Source organism: Paenibacillus sp. 22594 (assembly GCF_052044425.1).
In the GTDB taxonomy this organism is placed as follows: Bacteria; Bacillota; Bacilli; order Paenibacillales; family Paenibacillaceae; genus Paenibacillus_AQ.
This window is the reverse complement of record NZ_JBQENA010000001.1, coordinates 42,675-63,573: the sequence shown is the minus strand read 5'-3', so window position 1 is coordinate 63,573 and position 20,899 is coordinate 42,675. Positions and strand designations below refer to the sequence as shown.

Sequence of the window (20,899 nt, the reverse complement as noted above, 5' to 3'; positions counted from 1 at the left end):
CATGGTGAACCGTGACTTCATCCAAGGTATTGTCCGGCTTCCTTGAAGCTTCCAATCTCTCCAGCGCCAACTGCCGCGCACAAGGCCGCTCCGATAGCAGCTTCCTCTGAAGTTGAATTAAGGGTAAGGGGCAGTCCGAACCGCTCTTCCACTTTCGTGCACAGAGCCGGTTTTGCGCGCAGCGCGTTGCCGGAGCCGATCAATCGAGTCCAGTGATTCTCAGAACTCATTTCCTCAATACGATTATAAAAAGCATACAGCTCATCGACCATGCCCTGAAGAAAAGCATGGGCCAGCAGACCCGGAGTGAAATTGTCCAGTGTAATCCCCTCTATGCTTCCCCGCGCTTCAGGATGCAGCCGCGTCCCCAGAAATTGCGGGTTCACAGACAGGCCATGAGTGGACGCTTGCCCGTCCCCGAGTAATTTATCCATAAATGTGTACATATCTCCATGGGATTCTCCCGTATAGGCCTCTATAAGCTCGCGAATAAACTTCTCCAGAAGCGCATAGGATTTCCCGCCGCTCAGTGCGGCTCCGACCATCAGCACACCGCCTCCTGGATATGGACGTGCCTCCAAACCCTCAGGTGCGATACCCGGAAGATTCATCAGAACCGAGAGCTGGCTTCCAGTGCCAATGTTCAGCAGCATTGATTCTTCAGCAAATGGCACGCTACCCAGAAAGCTCGCCTGATTATCTCCGAGAGGAGTGAATACCGGAATACCTTCCCGGGTTAATCCCAACAGCGTTCCGGATGGAGTTACCTTCGGCAACAGGTCTATACCTATACCTAACCCTGCAATGGCTTCTTTGTCAAAATCACCCTCAGGGATGCTGTAGCATCCCATTCCTGCAGCTTGGGTGGGATCAACCAGCGGCAACGTCCGCCCGGTAAGTCTCATGGCAACGTAATCGGCAATGGTGCAGAAGCTGACTGCTTCGGATGGGACAAGGTCATGCTGCAGGTTATATAAATGAGTTGCCAGTCCGTAGCCGGGTGCAACTGGATAGCCGGTGCTCTCCTTCAGTTTCTGTGCTACTGTAAATTGATCGTCGTAAGGCAGACCTCCTCTGCCATCCTGCCAGGAATACAGCGGGGTCAGATGTTTCCCGGCAGCGTCTGTATACACTATACCGTGCATTTGTCCGGTCAGGCCAATTCCCCGGACCTCCGGCTCCACTGCCGACAAGTTGCATAGGATACCTTGCACTATATTTAGAATGACTGCGGGATCTTGCAGACGTTCCCAGTCCTCCCGGCTGACATGCAAGTGCGCCGAATTCTTTTCAGTGATAGAGTGCACAGCCCTGCGGTCTTCCAAATCATAGACCAAACCCGTTATGGAGGTCGTTCCTATATCAATTCCGATAATTTTCACATGCTTGCCTCCTATGCTGAGTCTGTTGCGTTATTTCTTATGATTTTTTTTGAAGAACAACAGGTTGAGGGTATATCCTGCAAATAGCATATCCTATAAGGCCTCCGAGCACATTCAGAATAAGATCATCCACATCAAAGCTGCCCATGGCCAAGAGAACCTGTGTGCATTCCAGAGCTGCACTCCATACTAAAGAGAAAATAAAAGCAGTGAGAAAGCTTCCTTTGCCCGATAGCCGGACGAAAATTCCCTGCGGAATAAAGAGGGCAATATTCCCGAACAAATTCATAAAATCATTGGGCTGCGAGAGCCGATCCAGATTGCGGTTGATAGAAACAAAGGGTGTAAAGTTGGCAAATGCCAGCCGGTTCTGAATCATCCCAGGCTCCTCCAGCACACTTTGCAGCTGACGCCAGAGCACTTGGACATCCACAGCTCCATACTTGAACAAAATAATTTTTATCAGCAGGTACACGTAAAGAGCATATCCCAGTATCAAAAGTTTCCGGTTCCGTCTCTTCATCTTTTCCCCCATTTGCTCAGTTCTACAGTGACGATTACCCCATCAATGTTGTTTCCTGAAATCTCATAAGGATGTCCAGCCGGCAATTGAACACTGCCAAGTTCCGAACCCGGTACATAGAGAATGAGATATTTTCGGTTGTCGACTGTAACCTTCAGACGTTTCTGCTGTTTCAGATCAGCAAGATATTCCTCCAGCACCAGGTTCTTCTCCTTCATCAGCAGACTGTGCGGCAGCCCGACATACCGGAAATGCCAAGCCTCGTATTTAATCCCGGTGATATTTGTCTTGTCTTCAGGATACCTCAGAATAAATCCATAATGCCATGCGTTGGCCTGCAGCCAGTCCCCCTCCGGAGAATGTGCTATCTCTCCAAGCGATGAGCCAATGTCCAGCGATAACCCTGTGTTATGCTCACTGTGACCCGCAGGAAGCGCGTAATCCGCTCCTTTTTCACGATAGAGTTTACGCTGCTCCGATTGATCCCGGTACCCGCTACTGATGCGAAAATGCTCCACCCCAACCCTGGCAGCCGCTTCAGTCAATTTAGAGAACCGTTCGGTTACGCTCCGGGACAGCTCGATGGAATGATCCAGCAGTTCGAAGCCCTGCGTCAATTCATCATGCTCTGAAAGGGCAACGATATCAGTGGAAACACCTTTCGTATGTACGCGATAATCCTTATTGACCAAAATGAGATTTCCCTGGTGAATTTGTGCTTTGTCTATCTTTATGGTGACAGAGTCTTCTCCAGAAGCGGATATTTCTGACGTATTCTCTGTAATGGAGGGATTATGTCCCGGCAGCCCTTCCTTTAGAAAAAACCTGAATACGATGACCAGCAAAATAATGCACAAAAAAAGCCACTTCTTCAATGCAAGCATCTCCCTTTATCATGTGTAAGACCAGATTATAGGGAAAAGCTTAAATACAAAGTGGCCTAAAAATTAAATTTTTCTTAAAAGTATACCCCTATCAAGCATTAAGCGGTAAAGTCACTTTGAAAATGGTACTTGTGATACTACTTTCTACTGTGATGGTGCCGCCATGGCGCTCGACGATATTTTTGGCGATAAAAAGTCCAAGACCCGTACTGTTCTTATCCGATGTGCGTGCCCGGTCACCGGTATAGAACATATCAAAAAGGAACGGCAGCTCTTCCGGTGGAATGAAATGGCCGTAATTCATGACCTGAACAACCGCGTTTCCATCCTCCGCCCTGCAGTGTATGTCCACATATTGTCCATCCCTGCCATAGCGCGCCGCATTAGTCAAAAGATTCTCAAAGACACGTGCGAGCAGCTCCCCTTCTGCAGGAATCATCAGCTGTGGTGTAATATGCAGCCTGGAAACCAGTTTGTTCTTCTCAAACAGCGGATACAACTCTTCATTGAGCTGGAACAGCAGCTCGCTTAGATCAATGGGTTTCTTCTCCACAGTAAGCATCCCGTAGTTCATCCGGGTAATCTCGAACAGCTCTTCAATCAGCTTCTCCAAACGCTGGGATTTGGTATAGGCAATCAGAGTATAATGCCTCGCTTGCTCTGCTGACAAATCCGTGGATTTCAGGATGTAATCCAGATAACCCAGCACCGACGTCAGCGGTGTGCGGATGTCATGCGCCAGATTCAGCACCAGCTGATCCTTGCTGCTCTCGGCAAAATCCCCCCTCGCCACAGCCTTTTGCAGCTGTTCACTTGCCCGGTTGATGTCGTCAGCGATAACCTGGAACTCGTCATGCGAGGTAATATCCACGCGGGCACTGAAATCACCGTTGGCGAGATTGTGGATACCCGAGGAGATTTTATCAAAATAGGTAGCGTAGCGTTTGGTCAGCAGAAAGAAAAAGAAGATCGCGAGCGGCACAAACAGAATTAGAAAAAAGTTAATATCGCCGATCCTGTTCATGAAAACCCGTACACGTACTATATCATCTTCTGCCAGGACCTGCTTATGATAGTACATTTGGAGCCCTTTATAAACCAGATAAGTGAAAAGTCCCGAGATCAGCATACTGAGTCCGAACAGCATCAGCATACTAGTGCGGAAACTGCGTTGTTGTCTAGCCATTGAATGCATACCCTACTCCCCATACCGTTTTGATGAACTTCTTAGGGTCCTCGCCCAGCTTCTTCCGGAGGGTACGGATATGGACCATCACGGTATTCCCGCTGTCGTAATAGGACTCGCCCCATACCTGTTCAAAGAGATTCTCTGCACTGAACACTTTGTTCGGATGACTGGCAAGCAGGTGCAAAATATCAAATTCTTTTGGAGTCAGCTCAACGGTCTGCCCATAGATCGCAACCGTGCGCGTTTCCGGGTCAATGATCAGTCCGCCAACCTGCAGGCTGGATAGGGTATCTGCAGCCGGCTGATTCAACTGCATGGCCCGGCGAAGCTGGGCATTGACCCGGGCCACCAGCTCCATCGGGTTGAACGGCTTAGTCATGTAGTCATCCGCACCAAGGACCAGCCCCGTAATTTTATCCAAATCAGATGCCTTGGCACTCAAAAAAATGATCGGCATGCGGTGCTGCTCACGGATCTGCCGGGTGACCTCATGACCATCCAGCTCAGGCATCATGATATCCAGGATCGCTAAGTCGACCGGCTGGGTTTGCACAACATGCATAGCCGCTCTACCATTCAATGCCTTGACCGTAAGGTAGCCTTCCTTCTCCAGGTGCATGGCAATCAGATCGGCGATCTCCGCCTCATCATCCGCAATCAAGATTGTAATCGGCTTCATTTCGTCACAGCCTCCAGTTTCAGATGCCCCCATTATACTTGAAACTGCCATTCCCCGCACCCTCTGCGTCTATCCTCACCCAAACACAAAAAAACCGCTCTAATATAGAGCGGTTTGTCTGGTCCACGGCCCTCCTTACTTACCGGAGATCCTTAACTCTTAGGTTGGAACTGAACAGTCCGGAAGGGCTAGTAAGCTTATAGGAAGGATAGTTCTCCTCTGCTTGCAGCGTCATGGTGGAATCAAACAAAGATTCCTGCTGGCGGTCACACACGAAGACGAAGGGCTCGTTCTGAATAACGATGTCCGTATCGTTAGGTCTGTCTACAATCTGGATTACAAGAACTCCATTGCAGCCACAATCCTCGGTATCGTAGAAAAGCTTAAGATATCCCGGCTTACCACCTAGATTCTCTTCAAGGCGTCCGGTCGTCACTCTGTCCAATTGAATCTGCATCTCACCGTTCTCTCCTTTGCATCAGTAAAATACAACACTGTTATCTCTGCAAAGTATAGTCCGTTTGAACCTATAGGTCCAGTGATTGCGGTCACCTCAATTATGACACTCCGGTAAAAGGCACCCCCGGCTTTAGCCGATCTGGGAGCGTACACCTTTCTGAAGCCCTAGTAGTTGATCTCTTACCGCCACAGATTCACCAATAATGATAAGGGCCGGATTGCTAATTTTCAGCGCAACAGCCAGCTTATCAATATTCCCTAGCGTTCCTGTCACTGTCCGTTCGCGGGCAGTCGTTCCATTCTCGATCAGGGCAGCCGGTGTTGCCGGGTTCTTCCCGAACTTCAATAACTGTTGCCGGATGTCACTTAGTGTACTAACACCCATATATATAACGAGCGTATCTACACTATGGACAAGACCCTCCCAGTGTGCAGCTGAAGCATGATCATGGCAGCGGCTCCCGGTTACAATCGCAAATGATGCAGCCAACCCGCGGTGAGTCAGCGGAATTCCGGCAGAAGCTGCTGCACCGATGGCCGATGTGATGCCAGGAATGACTTCATAATCGATGCCGGCAGCAGCTGCAGCCAATGCTTCTTCGCCGCCTCTCCCGAAGACATAGGGATCTCCCCCCTTTAACCGGACGACATGATTACCTGCGGTAGCATATTTAATGATTAGCTTCTCAATAGCTTCCTGCGGCATGGAATGATGCCCGGGTGCTTTACCGACATAGATCCGAAGCGCTTCTGGCTTGCCGTAGCTGAGAATTGCTTCATTCACCAGCCGGTCATAGAGAATTACATCAGCGGTTTGTATTCTGCGCATGGCTTTGATGGTAAGGAGCTCCGGGTCACCGGGACCTGCTCCGACAATAGACACACTTCCCTGGATCATAGGCTTCCCTCCAGAGTCAAATAGATGGAACCACTTCTCCTGTCCACTTCAACCTCATAAGTGACTACCTGACCATGATCCGGCGCCTGCACAGCCCCGCTGCGCAGATCAATACGCCAATCATGCAGCGGACAGTGCACCTTGGAACCACAGACCATTCCTTCCGACAAGACTCCGCCTTTATGCGGACATTTATTCTCTACAGCAAGGACTTCTCCATCCGACAGGCGGAATAGTGCGATTTCTTTGTCACCCATTCTGACGATACGGGAGCCTTTCACATCAATATCCGTCACCTTGCCCACCAGTATTTTGGTCATTGTCATATGGCTTCCCCCTCCAATACCGTCTTCATCTCAGACAGTTGCTCGAAATTTTTACGCAGCTCCGGTTCATTCACGATTTGCTTCCAAGGATCGGTTGTAAGACTGAGCGCAGTCTGGATTCTCTCCTGAAGGGCAAGGCGGTCCTCCCGTACCTCAAGTGCCGCTTTGATACTGTCCAGTCCTACCCTTTCAACCCATTGCGCGGTCCGCTCATTCCATCCGGCATTCTCCCGGTAATATTGCAGGAAAGCGCTGGCCCACTCCATGACTTCATCATCGGTTTTGACCACACAGAGCAAGTCGGTTGCCCGCACATGCACACCGCCATTGCCTCCAATGTGCAGTTCCCATCCGCCATCAATCGCTACTACGCCAAAATCCTTAATCGTAGCTTCCGCACAATTGCGGGGACAGCCTGATACTGCAAGCTTAACCTTACCCGGTGTATTCAGCCGTTCAAATGCTTTTTCGAGCTTGATTCCCATGCCCATGGCATCCTGGGTTCCAAACCGGCAAAAGGTGGAGCCCACGCAGGTTTTGACAGTACGCAGCGTCTTTCCGTAAGCATGTCCTGAAGGCATATCCAGCTCTTCCCACATCTTGGGCAAATCTTCTTTTTTGACTCCGAGCAGATCCAGTCTTTGACCACCGGTAAACTTCACCAGAGGAACATCAAATTTGGCAGCAACCTCGGCGATTTTCATGAGTTCAGCCGGTGAGGTTACCCCACCGTAGATCCGGGGAACCACGGAGTAGGTTCCATCTTTCTGGATATTGGCGTGATACCTTTCGTTGGTAATACGGGATTCCTTTTCATCCACATATTCTTCCGGCCACAGCATCCCCAAATAGTAATTCAGTGAAGGACGGCATTTGGGACAGCCCTCTTCGTTATTCCATTCCAGGACATTCATGACTTCCTTGACGGTCTTCAGCTCCATGCGCTTGATTTCCGCGACAATCTCGTCACGTCCCAAGGTGGTGCAGCCGCAAATCCCTTCCTTAACCGTTACAACATTATCTCCGGCATATAATTGAAGAAGTCCCTCCACCAGGGGTTTGCAGCCTCCGCAGGATGCGGAGGCTTTGGTGCAGGCCTTGATCTGGCCCACACTTGTACAGCCTCCGGATTGAATCGCTTCGGCAATGGCTCCTTTGGAAACGCCGTTGCAGCCGCAAATAATTTCATCATCGGCCATCCCTTCAAGCCGGTTGCCTTTGGGAGAAGCCAGTGCATCTGAGGATATACCAAGCAGCAGCTCTTTTTCTTTTCCTTTAATATTCTCACCGTTCTTTATCATAGAGAAGAGCTGTGCACCATCACCGGTATCACCGAATAATACCGCGCCGACCAGCTTATCATCCTCAATAACCAGCTTCTTATAAACCCCGTCGATCTCGTCCTGATATCTAAGGGCCCGGGTACCGGGCCGTTCTATGAATTGGCCTGCTGAGAATACATCGACACCGGACACCTTCAGTTTGGTCGAGGTTACAGAGCCGGAATAACCTTCCGTGGCGACCTGCGCCAGTCTTTTGGCAAGAACCGCACCTTGTTCGTACAGTGGAGCCACAAGCCCATAAGCGATTCCTCTATGCTCGGCACATTCACCTACGGCGTAAATTCCAGGAATGTTGGTCTCCATAAAATCATTGACAATGATGCCCCGGTTAATCTCTACGCCGCTCTTCTGCGCCAGTTCAACATTGGGTTTGATCCCGACAGCCATAACGATCAGATCCGCCTCGGCAACCTCTCCGTCTGCGAACAGCAGGCTTTTGACTCTCTTTTTACCGAGAATCGCTTCGGACTGCTTACTCAGCAGGAACTTCATCCCCTGCTCTTCCAGCTCCTTGCGGAGCATGATGGAAGCCGGTTCATCTAACTGGCGTTCCATGATATAGGGATGAATGTGTACAACGGATACTTCCATTCCCAGATGCAGCAAGCCTCTGGCTGCTTCCAGTCCCAGCAGCCCTCCGCCGATAACCACAGCTTTACGGTACGTTTGTGAGGTATCCTGCATAATCTGACAATCCTTGATATCGCGGAATGCGATTACGCCTTCCTTATCTGCTCCCGGCAGCGGCAGCATAAACGGATTGGAGCCAGTAGCCAGAATCAGCTCATCATACGGCAGCACCACCCCTTGATCCGAGATTACTTTGCGCTGTACCGTGTCGATTTTTGTAATGGTATGACCCATATATAAACGGATCCCGTGGCTGTGATACCACTCCAGATCATTGATGACGATTTCTTCCATGCTGGTTCCGCCTGCCAGGACAGAGGACAGCATAATCCGGTTGTAATTCGGATGCGGTTCGGAGCCGAAGATGGTAATTTCGTAAGCCTCCGGGGATAATTTCAATAGATGCTCGATGGCCCGTACCCCCGCCATTCCGTTGCCCACCAATACGAGTTTTTTGCGAATATCTGACATCTGTCTCTCTCCTCTCCATGTGAGCAACAGAAAAAGCCCGCCTCACTCCGCACGGAAACATACATCTTCCGATTGCGAAAAGTGAAAGCAGGCGCCATTGCCGCTTCAAGCGAATACATCGTTGTATTCGTAAACTTGATGAATTTGTTAAACCGACTATACTACAGGAGTTCTAATTACGTCAATATTGTTAACACATAAATTTTTAATTTTTAAATTTATCGACAAAACAACCTTTTCTGTGTTATATAATATTACATCATCTATCTTTCGTGGCTACGCTGCTGCTGGTTCATCACAACCGGTGACTACGATATAAAAGGAGCGTCAAACTATGCATTCCCTGTTGATTATTCAGAATAACAAGACAGAGAACGTCACAGAAGAGCGTTCATCAACAGGCCCGGATACCCTGCTTCGTTCCTGCGGCTATGTGGTCTCAGCGGCGGCTTCACCAGAAGAGGCGATGTTGATGATCCGAGATGCGGATGCCTCCATCCTCGATCTGCCGGTTACAGAGATCAACACCTGGAGAACATCGCTGATGCAGTGCAAAACGGCTCCCATTCTATGGTGGTGCACCTCATCAACTTCAACCTTATCCGCCGCTGCCTGTGAAGATAACATTATGGTAGACGGAATCTTGTCCCCGTCCATGCAGCCTCAGGAAATCCACTGGATTCTTCATTTCAGCGCCAGACAATGCTTCGAACGCCAGCAATGGCTGAAGGAGCGGGAGCAGCTTCTATCACGGATTGAGGAGCGCAAGTGGATTGATATGGCCAAAGGCATCCTCTCCAAAGCCAAAAATATCAGTGAATCCGAAGCCTATGATCTTCTTCGCAAGCAGGCCATGAATGAACGCAAACGAATGGTTGATGTAGCGACTTCTATCGTCAAGGTGTATCAGCTGCTGCAGGATCAAACTTAAGGAGAATCCATATGATTAATATTCTAAAAGAAGTCGCCCGGGGAAAACGGGGTGCCCGGGACTTAACCTACATTGAAGCGGAAGCCGCAGCGGAGTCGATTCTGAAACAGACGGCTTCTCCCGTCCAGATCGGTGCCTTTCTGATCGCAGAGCGTATCAAGCTGGAGAGCATTGAAGAGCTGGAGGCCTTTGTCATGGTCTGCCGGAAATATGCCCACCGTGAACCGGTTCAACAGGGATTGGATTGCGCAGGACCTTATGACGGCCGTATAAAATCTTTTGCCGCTACCTTTCCGACCTCTTTTGTGTTAGCTGCAGCCGGGCTTCCTGTCACGCTTCACGGTTCAGCTTCATTACCTCCTAAATGGGGAATCACTCTGCAGGATATCATTCAGGAAACCGGGATTGAGGTCGGTACGCTTAGCAAAGCTGAAGTGATTGAATCCGCCGGCAAGAGCGGTGTGCTGATCGTGGATTCGGAAAAGTGGTGTCCACCATTAGCAGACATTCGTAATCTCCGTGAGGATATTGGTATGCGTACCATATTTAATACGGTAGAAAAGCTGATCGACTATTCCTGCTCGCCTTACATTGTATATGGAATTTATCACAACACAGTGTTTGACCGTATATCCAGAATCATTATCAAACTTGGATACCGTAAAGGCTTGGTCGTACAAGGTGCCGAAGGGTCAGAGGATCTATACATCGACCGCCCTAACCGGGTATATACCGTTTCCGGCGGCACAGCGCAACTGGATATTATCGATCCGGAGTCGCTCGGCCTGGAAACGCCGGTGCCGGAAATGGACTGGACCCCCCGGCTGCAGCTGTTGACGGCGGAAGCGGTGCTCCAAGGCGGCGGCCACATTGCCTTTTACAATCAGGTGCTGCTTAATGCAGCAGTCCGGCTGCATCTGGCCGAAAAGGTCAATTCGATTGAAGAAGGCGTCTACACCTGTAAGCATTTGCTGGATAACGGTGAGGCATGGGCAGTATATCAGCAATGGAAACACTCGCTCCTGGGCAGCAAGGCTCCGTCCGGGTCCGGCCTGTCCATATAAGAGCGAAAAAGCGCGTATCCGAGCCTACACGGATACGCGCTTTTTGTTCGATTGTTGATATCGCATGGTTTGTGAAATCTCATTTCAGATTCAAGGCCTGTTGCGGCTTGCCGGACGAAGGTTCGCTATCCGATTCATGCGTTTTGCCTAACTTGAACACCAGAATCCCCCCAACAATGACTATCACGCCAATCAGCTTATTGATAGAGAACGGCACCCTCTCCAAGCCTAGCCAACCCAGTGAATCCCACAGAAGCGCAAAGCCAAGCTGTGAAGTAAGCACGATGGAAATCGCATAAGTGGGTCCGAGCAGCCGGGTAGCCTGTACCAGACAGATGACCACGCCAACACCGATCATACCGCTGAACCAATACCAGGGCTGCATATGCTGCAGGGTGAACATGTTGGTGCCTTCCATAATCACTCCCATCAGCAGCGAAGCGATAAATCCCATGCCTAATACCAAAGTTGTAGTAGACCAGGAGCCGGTATGCTCATTTACTTTACTGTTAAAAATATTCTGCAGACTCACCAGCGAGCCGGCTATTAGCGCAAGCAGGATTCCTATTAACATTTTATACTCACTCCATTCCCTTTGTGTACGATACTTTCATCGATGTGACTTCATTCGGCTCATAGATGTTACGGCTCGCCAGTGCACTAAGTCCTGCCTTATCCTTCACCTGAATATGTCCGTTATTTCGTTCAATAAGACCATCAAGACTAAGCTTGTAAATGACCCGGTTCAGATGTCTGTAGCTCGTGCCAATGAAATTGGCGGTATCTGTCAGGTTGATCGTATTCAGATGCCCCGTAAAGTTGGGGTCGGATTCATCATAGGAGATGGACAGCAAATAACAGGCCAGCCGCACCTCCACCGGATGCATCAGATTGAGGCTCAGAAAATTGGATTTGCGGTAGAACTTCTGGGTGATAATCTCCAGTAAAAAATGCAGCAGCGGTGGATGATCCTTACCGTATCTATTCAACCAGCGGTACTCTATGCCAAGCATATGCACCGGAGACACGGCCTCTACCGTGTTGATCCATTCCGTGTTTTGAATGTATTCCACATCGCCGATCAGCTCCAGCGGAGTTTTGAATGAAATGATCAGCGTCTTTCCTTCAGGTGTGGTGGTGTAGATTTTCAGCTTACCTTTGACCAGAACATATAAATATTCGGAAGGGTCCCCTTTGGAGCAAATATGCTCCCCTTGTTCAAAGCTGTACAGATGCAAATGTTCCTTCAGCGGTTCATTGAAAATAGATTCCAGAGAATATGCCGCGATATATCCCTGAAGCTGCTCCGAATCCAGAATTTCTTTCATGGTCTGCACCGCCCTTAGAATTTCAAAATAACTACACCGGCAATCATCATACCAATCCCGATAAACTGCGGCAGCCGCATCTTCTGCTTCACCACACCAAACCACCCGTTAATATCAATCACAAAGGTCAGGCAGAGCTGGGCGATCAACAGGGCAGAAATCGTCAGCGTAACGCCAATGCCTTGAATCGCTGTAACTTCGCTGTAAATAACAAAGGCGGCCAGCGCTCCGCCTATCAGATATAAAGGTTTGACCTGTTTGAAGCCCTGCTTCTTCGCATCCCGCACGAACAGCAGGATCATCAGCGCCATCAGGAATCCGGTGAACTGTGTTATAGTTGCGGCCTGCCAGGTACCGATGTCCTGACTAATCCGCGCGTTAGCCACCCCTTGCAAGGTAATACAGGCCCCGCCGATAAATGCAAAAATAATCCCTTTCATAACTTCTCTCCTCTGTCTTCATCTCTGTCTTCATTAAAAGACATATTCCCCATTTACGGAAGGACATATGTCCTGAACAGCTAATTTCATTCATCAGGATTACACTTCAAGACAATACAAAGCCCGCCTCAAGCCGGAAATGGCTCAAAACGGGCTGGAACAAACAGAAGGTAGCTGTAAAATTATTAATCCAGCAGCTTCATCTCATGGAGCTGGTCAAAAATGATCCTGCTGACGGCCGAAACCCGCTCCCGGTCTTCATAGGCAAGCCAGGCAAGCTCGGCAATTTCCGTCGCAGGAGTCAATTCTCCGGTATAACCGGCGGTAAAACAGGTCATCTTCACCTGTATTCCCTCCGCTTTGCCATGAGCGGGCGCTTCATAAGTGCCAAATGGTATCACTGTGTCCGGAAGGATATCGACAGACAGCTCTTCCTTCACTTCCCGGATCAGCGTTTCTACATCCGTTTCACCGGCTTCTTTTTTTCCTCCGGGAAAATAATAAGTATCTTTACCATGGGAGCGCGCCCCCAGCACACGCCCTTCCCTGATCAGAATCCAGGCAACCTTATCGATAATTTCACTCATAACCAAAGTATTCCTCCTCAGCTTGTCCCCGCAGTTCAGCTGACGGGCAGATAATCATTTTTGATATGCATATGCTCTTGTGCTTCATCCCAAGGGACCGAGTAGGCCTGCCCTTTAGAGCAAAATATAGATGAGGAAGGATACGCCGGATCGGCATCCTTATTGTAATTTTTGAGGGCAACCACAGTTGTTGTCTGGTGGCAAGGCTGGTACTCGGTGACTTTTAGCGATATTGCACCTTTCCCTTGAGTCATGGAAGCCAGCCGTACTGCGTAATTCATGAAAGTGGCTACCGGCACCTTGCCTGTAATCACTGCTTTATTTTCTGTCATCTCCGGTGGGACAAAACTGCCGCTGGCCTGCTGTATATCCGTCATTACTTTACCCAGATGCCCGGGGTCTATCCTAATTTTGAAGTCATAGACTGGCTCCAGCAGGATATTCTCTGCCTGCTCCAGCCCCTGACGCAACGCCCGCAACGCCGCTTCCCTGAAATCTCCGCCATGGGTATGCTTGTTATGCGCTCTACCGCTAAGAAGGGTCATTCTCAGATCAGTGAGTGGAGAACCCGTAAGCAGGCCGTGGTGTCCACTCTCCAGCAGAACCTGCCCGATTTGGTGCTGATAACCCACTGCCAGATCATCAGGATGACATTCGTTGATGAAGTTCAGTCCGCTGCCCCGTTCGCCCGGCTCAAGCTTTAGCAGAACCTCCGCATAGTGCTTCAGCGGTTCAAAATGCCCGCAGCCATACACTGCCTTAGCAATCGTCTCCTTGTAAAGAATCTCTGGCGGACCAAAAGCTACCGGGATCATGAACCGTTCGCCCATAATCTGTTCTAGAATCTCCAGCTGAATCTGGCCCATCACCTGGATATGGAGCTCCTGCAAAGTCACATCCCAGCTCACATTCAGGGATGGGTCCTCTGCCCCCAACAGCTGAAAGGCATTCAGAACTTCCTTCAAATGAACCGGAGGCTCGAACAGGACCTTGGACTTTAACGTGGGAACCAGCTCGCTGTCTCTTCTGTCCTGCAAAGCTCCAACACCATCACCCGGCTTCACCTTCGACAGCCCGATGACAGCAAACAGCTCTCCTGCTGCTGCCCAATCCACAGTAGTATATTTAAGGCCATTTACTCTGCGGATTCCGGTAATCCGCTCGGGTTCATCATCTTCAGCAGGCACGCTGGCCAGCTCTTCTCTGACTTTGAGCACACCTTGCAGCGCTTTGATATAGGTGATGCGGGTCCCTTTGTCATCGTGGCGGATCTTATATACTCTTCCGGCAAAAGGCCCGATGGCATCATAATCGGTTGCAGTCAGGTACTCCAGCTTGTCCAGAAAAGAATCGATTCCGAGATCCAGCAACGCAGAGCCTAGCATGCAAGGGAATATCTTGCCTTCCCTGACCATGGACCTCATAGCTTTCTGCCAATCTGAATCACTCATGGCCCCCTCGAAATAAGCATCCAGTATACGTTCATCGCGTTCAGCCAGGCAGACTTTTAGCTCCTCTGGCAATGCTGTATCTTCCCATTCCGGGAGAAGCAGCGCCCCATCGCTAAGCTGGTCGTGAATTTCTTCATACACACGCTGCGGATCAGCACCGGTGCGGTCGGTTTTATTGATAAAAAAGAAGGTTGGAATTCCATGCCTGCGCAGCAGCTGCCATACCGTTTCTGTGTGGCCTTCCACGCCTTCAACAGCGCTAACAATTACTACAGCATAGTCCAGCACCTGCAGCGCACGTTCCATTTCCGGCGAGAAATCGACATGACCCGGCGTATCCAGCAGAAAGTACCGCGTGTCCCCGCGCACAAACTCAGCCTGGTCGGCAAACACCGTAATCCCGCGAGTCTTTTCAATCTCATGGGTATCCAAAAAGGTATCCTTATGATCTACTCTGCCCCGGCTGCGGATGGCCTCGGTATGATAGAGCAGCTGCTCAGCAAACGTCGTTTTACCGGCGTCGACATGCGCGAGCAATCCAATGGTTACATTCTTCATAGAGTAGGGCTATACACCTCCACGGATATGCGGCGCTACTTCTGTCTTATAAAATGCGCTTAGCCGCTCCATTTCAACGTTGCTGAAGGATGGAACCTCAAAAGAAGCGAGATTATCTATGACCTGGGCTTCATTCTTGAAGCCAGGAATTACGCAGCTGACCGCTGGATGATCCAGAATCCAGCGCATAGCCGCTCTGGCCATGCTGCCGCGTTCATCCACAATCCATTCAAGTTCCCGCGCCAGCTCGACACCTTTTGCGAAAGGCAGTCCGGCGAAGGTTTCCCCGACATTGAACTGCTCACCGTTGGCATTGAAATTCCGGTGATCATTCGCAGCAAAGGTGCTGTTCTCCTTAAACTTACCGGTCAACAGTCCGCTGGCCAGCGGCAGCCGCACCAGGATTCCGGCCCCTGCAGCTTCTGCCCGGGGCAGAAGCGTAAGCGCCGGCTGCTGGCGGAACAAATTGAAGATGATTTGCAACGCTTCTACACCAGGATACTCCAGACTAAGCAGTCCTTCTTCGATGGTCTCTACACTGACTCCGTAATGCCGGATTTTACCGTCTGACTTCAACTTGTCCAGCACCCTGAACACGCTTCCGTCCCGCAGGATCTCAATGGGCGGACAATGGATCTGGTACAGATCAATAGCCTCCCTATTCAGACGGCGCAGACTCTGCTCGCAGAAATCGCTTACCTTCCGCTCCGAATAGGTCTCCGGGTCATGGATGTCGCCCGCCCGGCAAAATTTGGTGGCGATATGGATCTCATCCTCTTTGCCTTTGGTTGCCTTCGCGAGAAGCTCCTCGGCATGGCCGGAGCCATACACATCGGCAGTATCAAAGAAATTGACCCCCTGTTTTATCGCCAGCTCAAGCCCCTTCAGCCCATCCTCATCCCGGCTCACGCCCCAATCGCCGCCAATGGCCCATGTGCCGAAGCTGACTTCACTTATAGATAAACCTGTCTTGCCCAGTTTACGGTAGTTCATTTGATTAACCTCCCGTTCCGAGATACATTCTTGTTCTATTATGATCATTTTTCAGAGCTTGGTCTAGTCTCAGAAGTGACAGTAAAAATCACTCTTTGCTTATGGTGTATACCACCGTCTTCACTTTACCGTTCGGAAGGGCTGTATACGTGAAGGTCATTACATTCCCTTCGCGCTTTTTTAGAGCCAGCATTTTGGTCACCACATACGGGTCAGAGCCGTCTGCTGTATCCCAATCCTTGCGGTCATCTGAACTGATCAATTCCTCACTGAGATTCGTGAATTCACCAGAAAATGTATGGATGGCAAACAGCCCGGCATGCTTCAATTCACGAACGAGCAGCACATCTTTTGCCGCATATTCCACTGTGAAATCTCCAGTTCTTCCGCTGCCCTTCTCCAGCTCAAACAGCTTGCCGAGACTGCCATCGGAATTCAGATACTGAACGTTCTTTCCGTCTGTCATATACAACTGTTCCGACGGGAGTTCAGCGGGATGCGGGTAAGCGGGCATTCTGAAATGATAGTTCATTTGTTTCACAATTTTTCCGTTCTGGATGAGAGCCTGACAGCCATTGCTGAAATCACTGAACATCGCGTAGTGCTTGTCGATCAGCAGCAGCAGATCGCTCCCCTTCCCCGCACTCTTGATCTGAAGCCAGTGGGAATATGGCGATTCACCCAGTTGAAAGGTACCGATGGACTCCGGCTTGCCGTCAGATGATGCTCTAAGGAAGATTTCTCCGCTCTTCTGGGATACCCAATAAGTCCTGCCTTGAATGGAAGCAGAAGTAAATCTCGGTTCATCTACGAGCATGATGTTGCCTGTGCTCTTATCGGTCCAGGTTTTGCCGCCCATGGCGCTTACCGCTGATACCAAGTGAACGTATAACTTGTCACCAAGAATATTCGGTGCCTCCGCAAGCATTAAGGGTGTGTTGTTCGTAGACACTGTTTTTGAATTTGCCTTAAGGATCACTTCACGCCCTGGACGTATCAATACAGCAGCCCTGATCTTCTGATTCCAGGACAGCGCATAGCCCATAGAACCGGCCAGTTCCTTTAATGGGACCCATGTTGCCCCCTTCACAATGATCTGACTGCTGCCCATTGTGGTACTTTTGTCATTTAATAGAATCCCGCTTTCCTTGGCTGCATGCACTGTCCCGGTGCTTAAGGCAAGCACCAAGACTGCAGCAATACAGCCCAATGACTGCTTCCATTTTTGCATTCGCATAGTCTCCTTATAATAATCCTATAAATTGGACGCCCATGACTGGAAAAAGTTGCAAAACCTTACGTAGGGGCTCTGATTTTACTACATGAGCTCCGCTCTGCTATGATCATCCTGGAGGCGACTGAAATGACACTTGAATTCATGACTTACGGGGAGTGGGATGACGCACTATGGGCAGCAATCGAGCCGCTCTACCGCGAAGCTTTTCCGCACGGAGCCAAACCGGTTAATATTCTGCATAATATGCTGGACAAAAAAATAGCCTGGCTGCATGCCGGATACCAGAACGGAAAAATCGCTGCGATGGCGGTTTCAGGTCTTAGCGGTTCATCCGCAGAACGGTTGTTGATCATCGACTATATGGCCGTAGACACCCAGCTGCGCAGCCAGGGTCTGGGAAGACAATTTCTGGAGATGATCCGCGACTGGGCGGTGCAGGAGCATCGCATTCACGCGGTTCTAATTGAGGTTGAAGCTGGGAATACGGAAGACGATGCGGCGCGGGTCCATTTCTGGGAGCATTGCGGCTTCATTGCAACATCTTATGTGCACCAATATATCTGGATTCCCGAGCCTTACCGGGCCATGGTGCTTCCGCTGAGCCAGGATTTTGTCATTACCGGCGATGGACAAGCCTTATTCCGCCATATTACCAATTTCCATATAAAATCCTTCCGTAAAAGCGGGGACTAGAATAGCAAGGACTTAGTAACGGAGCACCAGCACAAAGCGCATGCCATGACCTGTGGCTTCAGCATAAATATCACCGTCCATCTTCTGCAGCAGCTGTTTACAAATATACAGTCCCAGACCGTTCCCTTTCTTTCCTTCTGCATTCGAACCGCGCCAGAAGCTTGTGAATATGTAAGGCAGTTCACCAGGTGTCAGCGGGGTGCCTGTATTCTCAACCAAGATGAGCTGACGCATATCCTCCTCCTGGAAGGAGAGTCTGATATGTTCACCATCCCCGTACTTGATGGCATTTTCGATCAGGTTATCCATAACCTCCAGCAGTCTATCCGGGTCTCCAAGAAGCAGCTTGTCTGCATACGAACCGATGGTCCATTCAATTTTCAGCAATTCGAGCCGTTCCTTGTGGGAATACAACAGGCGCTTAAGCCATTCCCCCAGATAGAACTCCCTGTTCTTCATTTCGATTTTCTGCAGTGAGGAAACTGAAGCTGTTATGATCTCTCCGATCAACGTTTCAATGTTTTCAGCCTTCTGACCGATTAATCTGGCGCAGTCCTTGCGTTTGTCTTCACTATCATAAATGTCCTGAACCAGTGCACCAGAATACAGCTTAATAGCTGCCACTGGTGTTTTCAGCTCATGCGAAAGTGAGGCTACGAGAGTCTGCCGGTCTTTTTCCAGGCTAAGATTGGTCTGTTGCTGAGATTCCAGGGTCTCCCTAAGCAGGTCCAGGCCCCAGATGAATTTACCGAAGAAACGGCTCCGGCTTTCCTTCAGTCCAGCTTTCAGTTGTCCTTTGGATAAGGCATAGGGTAGCTCTTCAATGGTATGAAACGGCTTGATGATCTGCAGCTTCACATAAAGGAGCAGACCAACAAGGCCTCCCAAGGCTATTAATAGTACGATATCCATAATAAGAATAGTTCTGGTTGTGTCCTTAACTGGAGGGTAGGAGAACCGCAGGTACCCCGTCAGCTCCAGGTCTTCATAGATAGGGCGAATCGCGAATTCTTCCCTGCTGTTCAAGCCTGCTCCCTCAAAAAACCGTTCAAGCTCCTTCGGTACAGCATCACTCCCGATCCAGTCAAAGGTACGGACTGCGCCGGATCCGCTTGAATTCAGAACGATGTCCTTTGGTGGAACGCCCTCTGTGACCTGATGGAGGATACGGTTAATCTCCACCAGGTATTTTCGGCCTGTCTGCGAATTTCCGACCTGAATCGTATAAGCGGTACAGATAGCAATAAAAGCCAGCCCGAAGATCACAGTCCAAAGGATCAGGGTATTAAACCGCTTCATATTTATATCCTACTCCCCAGATTGTTACTATACGCTTCGGCTCCTTGGGGTTGTCCTCGATTTTATCGCGTAATTTATTAATATGTACGGTTAGGGTCGAAGGCTCGCTGAAGCTGTCCGCACCCCACACCCTCTCGAATAGCCATTCTTTGCGCAGCGCCTTGCCCTTGTTATTGATCAGCAGTACAAGCAACTCGTATTCCTTGGAGGTCATAGCAAGAGGTTGATCCTTCTTATATACTTGCAGGGAAGCACGGTTAATGACAATATCGCCATCGGCCAGCAGCTGCTTGTCGTCATTCATATCATAACTTCGCCGCAAATGTGCCTTGACCTTGGCTGTCAGCAGGTTCGCCGAGAATGGCTTCTCCAGATAATCGTCTGCTCCCAGCTCCAGTCCGATAATCTTGTTCTCATCTCCATGCCTGGCGCTCATGATTAGGATAGGCAGATTATACTGCTCCCTTACCTGTCTGCAAACGGCGAATCCATCCAGCTCAGGCAGCATAATATCCAGTAGCAACAGTTTAACTGTATGCTCGTCCAGATATTTCAGCCCTTCTTCACCGCTGGCTGCAGTTTGTACAGAATACCCTTCCACCTGCAAGAAATCTCTGATGAGTCCGGCAAGCTCCATATGATCTTCGATAACCAGAATATCAGCCATAGTAATCTCCTCCCAGCTTCTTACCGCCTGCCCGATACAGCTGAAGAGCTGAGCCTTGCGAATGCTTACCAGCCCATCTCCATCAGCCATTTCGTCAAGCTTTGTTCCCGTTCCTTAAATCCCTGTCCTTCGGCATATTTGCCCAAAATATGTTCACCCTGTATCGTACCGTCCACCATGTAGAGCACCTTGTCACTCTGAGCGGCCACCTTCACGTCATGGGTAACCATCATAATTGTTGTTCCTTCCTGGTTAATCCGGCACAGCTCTGTCAGCACCTCTTTGGCAGCCTTTGAATTCAAGGCACCTGTAGGTTCATCGGCAAACAGCATGATCGGATGATTAATCAACGCCCGGCAGATACAAGCTCTCTGCAGCTGACCGCCCGACACCTCCGTAATATCATGGTCTGCCGTCTCAATAATACCAAGCTTGCGCATGAGCTTGTCAGCATGCTGGTTAACATCGCTGCGGGTGCGTGAATCTCCCTTTCTTTTCAAAGCCTCATAACCCGATAGAATGATATTATCATAAACGGACAGATTGCCAAGCATATGCATTTGCTGAAAAATAAACCCCATCTTGTACATCCGCAGCTCGGCCATACCCTTCTCCGAGAGCTGCGACAGGCTCTCTTGATCAAAAACCACCTCACCTGCGGTTAACCGGTCCATTCCGCTGACTGTGTACAGCAATGTTGATTTTCCTGAACCGGACGGACCCATTACAGATACGAAATCACCTTCATGAAGAGTCAGGTTTACATTTCTCAGCACATTATTCTGGCTTTTATTTACGATATAGGTTTTGCATAAGTTTGTTACCTCTAGAACTGAAGTCATGTTAATTCCTCCCTGTATGTACGCT

Annotated in this window: 22 protein-coding genes; 3 read left to right on the top strand and 19 right to left on the bottom strand. The window is 49.7% G+C overall.

What is annotated here, in order from left to right; all coding sequences use genetic code 11:
• Positions 1 to 17: 17 nt before the first annotated feature.
• The 9 genes from ACTJKB_RS00270 to nirB form a co-directional block, all read right to left on the bottom strand.
• The gene (locus ACTJKB_RS00270; protein ID WP_440831273.1) at positions 18 to 1,382 is read right to left on the bottom strand and encodes a sedoheptulokinase; all 1,365 of its coding nucleotides are present in this window, start codon (positions 1,380 to 1,382) and stop codon (positions 18 to 20) included.
• Between the two features lie 37 nt (positions 1,383 to 1,419).
• A complete protein-coding gene (locus ACTJKB_RS00265; protein WP_440831272.1) occupies positions 1,420 to 1,857 on the bottom strand; it encodes a VanZ family protein in 438 nt (145 codons plus the stop codon).
• A gap of 44 nt (positions 1,858 to 1,901) precedes the next feature.
• On the bottom strand, positions 1,902 to 2,780 hold the full coding sequence (locus ACTJKB_RS00260; RefSeq protein WP_440831271.1) for a M15 family metallopeptidase: 879 nt from the start codon (positions 2,778 to 2,780) through the stop codon (positions 1,902 to 1,904).
• 100 nt (positions 2,781 to 2,880) lie between these two features.
• A complete protein-coding gene (locus ACTJKB_RS00255) occupies positions 2,881 to 3,975 on the bottom strand; it encodes an ATP-binding protein (protein WP_440831270.1) in 1,095 nt (364 codons plus the stop codon).
• Positions 3,968 to 4,657, bottom strand: a complete 690-nt coding sequence (locus ACTJKB_RS00250) for a response regulator transcription factor (protein ID WP_440831269.1) — start codon at positions 4,655 to 4,657, stop codon at positions 3,968 to 3,970. Before ACTJKB_RS00250 ends, ACTJKB_RS00255 begins: the two co-directional genes overlap by 8 nt.
• Positions 4,658 to 4,796: 139 nt before the next feature.
• Entirely contained in the window at positions 4,797 to 5,114 is a 318-nt protein-coding gene (locus ACTJKB_RS00245) for an iron-sulfur cluster biosynthesis family protein (RefSeq protein ID WP_074106236.1), read from the bottom strand.
• Positions 5,115 to 5,246: 132 nt separating this feature from the next.
• The gene (cobA, locus tag ACTJKB_RS00240; protein ID WP_440831268.1) at positions 5,247 to 6,014 is read right to left on the bottom strand and encodes a uroporphyrinogen-III C-methyltransferase; all 768 of its coding nucleotides are present in this window, start codon (positions 6,012 to 6,014) and stop codon (positions 5,247 to 5,249) included.
• Positions 6,011 to 6,334 carry a nitrite reductase small subunit NirD gene (gene nirD, locus ACTJKB_RS00235; protein WP_440832662.1) on the bottom strand — a complete coding sequence of 108 codons (324 nt, stop codon included), beginning with the start codon at positions 6,332 to 6,334 and terminating at the stop codon, positions 6,011 to 6,013. The genes cobA and nirD overlap by 4 nt, the downstream gene beginning before the upstream one ends.
• Before the next feature lie 2 nt (positions 6,335 to 6,336).
• Entirely contained in the window at positions 6,337 to 8,784 is a 2,448-nt protein-coding gene (gene nirB / locus ACTJKB_RS00230; RefSeq protein ID WP_440831267.1) for a nitrite reductase large subunit NirB, read from the bottom strand.
• Between the two features lie 334 nt (positions 8,785 to 9,118).
• On the opposite strand from nirB, the gene ACTJKB_RS00225 reads away from it, so the two are divergent.
• Positions 9,119 to 9,715, top strand: a complete 597-nt coding sequence (locus ACTJKB_RS00225; RefSeq protein ID WP_440831266.1) for an ANTAR domain-containing response regulator — start codon at positions 9,119 to 9,121, stop codon at positions 9,713 to 9,715.
• Positions 9,716 to 9,720: 5 nt separating this feature from the next.
• A complete protein-coding gene (locus ACTJKB_RS00220) occupies positions 9,721 to 10,779 on the top strand; it encodes an anthranilate phosphoribosyltransferase (RefSeq protein WP_440832660.1) in 1,059 nt (352 codons plus the stop codon).
• A gap of 79 nt (positions 10,780 to 10,858) precedes the next feature.
• Here ACTJKB_RS00220 and ACTJKB_RS00215 read toward each other — a convergent pair whose 3' ends face one another.
• The 7 genes from ACTJKB_RS00215 to ACTJKB_RS00185 all read right to left on the bottom strand — a co-directional run bounded on the left by ACTJKB_RS00215 (position 10,859) and on the right by ACTJKB_RS00185 (position 17,367).
• The gene (locus ACTJKB_RS00215) at positions 10,859 to 11,353 is read right to left on the bottom strand and encodes a DMT family transporter (RefSeq protein WP_440831265.1); all 495 of its coding nucleotides are present in this window, start codon (positions 11,351 to 11,353) and stop codon (positions 10,859 to 10,861) included.
• Between the two features lie 7 nt (positions 11,354 to 11,360).
• The gene (locus ACTJKB_RS00210) at positions 11,361 to 12,107 is read right to left on the bottom strand and encodes a Crp/Fnr family transcriptional regulator (RefSeq protein ID WP_440831264.1); all 747 of its coding nucleotides are present in this window, start codon (positions 12,105 to 12,107) and stop codon (positions 11,361 to 11,363) included.
• A 14-nt stretch (positions 12,108 to 12,121) separates the two neighbouring features.
• Positions 12,122 to 12,547 (bottom strand): DMT family transporter, encoded by a 426-nt coding sequence (locus ACTJKB_RS00205; RefSeq protein WP_074114668.1) that lies wholly within the window; start codon positions 12,545 to 12,547, stop codon positions 12,122 to 12,124.
• A gap of 185 nt (positions 12,548 to 12,732) precedes the next feature.
• Positions 12,733 to 13,134: an NUDIX hydrolase gene (locus ACTJKB_RS00200; RefSeq protein ID WP_440831263.1), complete on the bottom strand. Its 402-nt coding sequence runs from the start codon at positions 13,132 to 13,134 to the stop codon at positions 12,733 to 12,735.
• A 35-nt stretch (positions 13,135 to 13,169) separates the two neighbouring features.
• On the bottom strand, positions 13,170 to 15,143 hold the full coding sequence (locus ACTJKB_RS00195; protein ID WP_440831262.1) for a GTP-binding protein: 1,974 nt from the start codon (positions 15,141 to 15,143) through the stop codon (positions 13,170 to 13,172).
• 9 nt (positions 15,144 to 15,152) lie between these two features.
• Positions 15,153 to 16,136, bottom strand: a complete 984-nt coding sequence (locus tag ACTJKB_RS00190) for an aldo/keto reductase (protein WP_440831261.1) — start codon at positions 16,134 to 16,136, stop codon at positions 15,153 to 15,155.
• 88 nt (positions 16,137 to 16,224) lie between these two features.
• On the bottom strand, positions 16,225 to 17,367 hold the full coding sequence (locus tag ACTJKB_RS00185) for a stalk domain-containing protein (RefSeq protein WP_440831260.1): 1,143 nt from the start codon (positions 17,365 to 17,367) through the stop codon (positions 16,225 to 16,227).
• Positions 17,368 to 17,499: 132 nt separating this feature from the next.
• Here ACTJKB_RS00185 and ACTJKB_RS00180 point away from each other — a divergent pair, with 132 nt between their 5' ends.
• Positions 17,500 to 18,066, top strand: a complete 567-nt coding sequence (locus ACTJKB_RS00180) for a GNAT family N-acetyltransferase (RefSeq protein WP_440831259.1) — start codon at positions 17,500 to 17,502, stop codon at positions 18,064 to 18,066.
• A 12-nt stretch (positions 18,067 to 18,078) separates the two neighbouring features.
• Here the strand turns inward: ACTJKB_RS00180 and ACTJKB_RS00175 are convergent, their stop codons facing one another.
• The 3 genes from ACTJKB_RS00175 to ACTJKB_RS00165 are packed head-to-tail and all read right to left on the bottom strand — an operon-like array spanning position 18,079 to position 20,874.
• Positions 18,079 to 19,365: a sensor histidine kinase gene (locus ACTJKB_RS00175; RefSeq protein ID WP_440831258.1), complete on the bottom strand. Its 1,287-nt coding sequence runs from the start codon at positions 19,363 to 19,365 to the stop codon at positions 18,079 to 18,081.
• The gene (locus ACTJKB_RS00170) at positions 19,352 to 20,122 is read right to left on the bottom strand and encodes a response regulator transcription factor (RefSeq protein WP_440831257.1); all 771 of its coding nucleotides are present in this window, start codon (positions 20,120 to 20,122) and stop codon (positions 19,352 to 19,354) included. The genes ACTJKB_RS00175 and ACTJKB_RS00170 overlap by 14 nt, the downstream gene beginning before the upstream one ends.
• On the bottom strand, positions 20,098 to 20,874 hold the full coding sequence (locus tag ACTJKB_RS00165) for an ABC transporter ATP-binding protein (protein WP_440831256.1): 777 nt from the start codon (positions 20,872 to 20,874) through the stop codon (positions 20,098 to 20,100). The genes ACTJKB_RS00170 and ACTJKB_RS00165 overlap by 25 nt, the downstream gene beginning before the upstream one ends.
• Between the last annotated feature and the right edge of the window lie 25 nt (positions 20,875 to 20,899).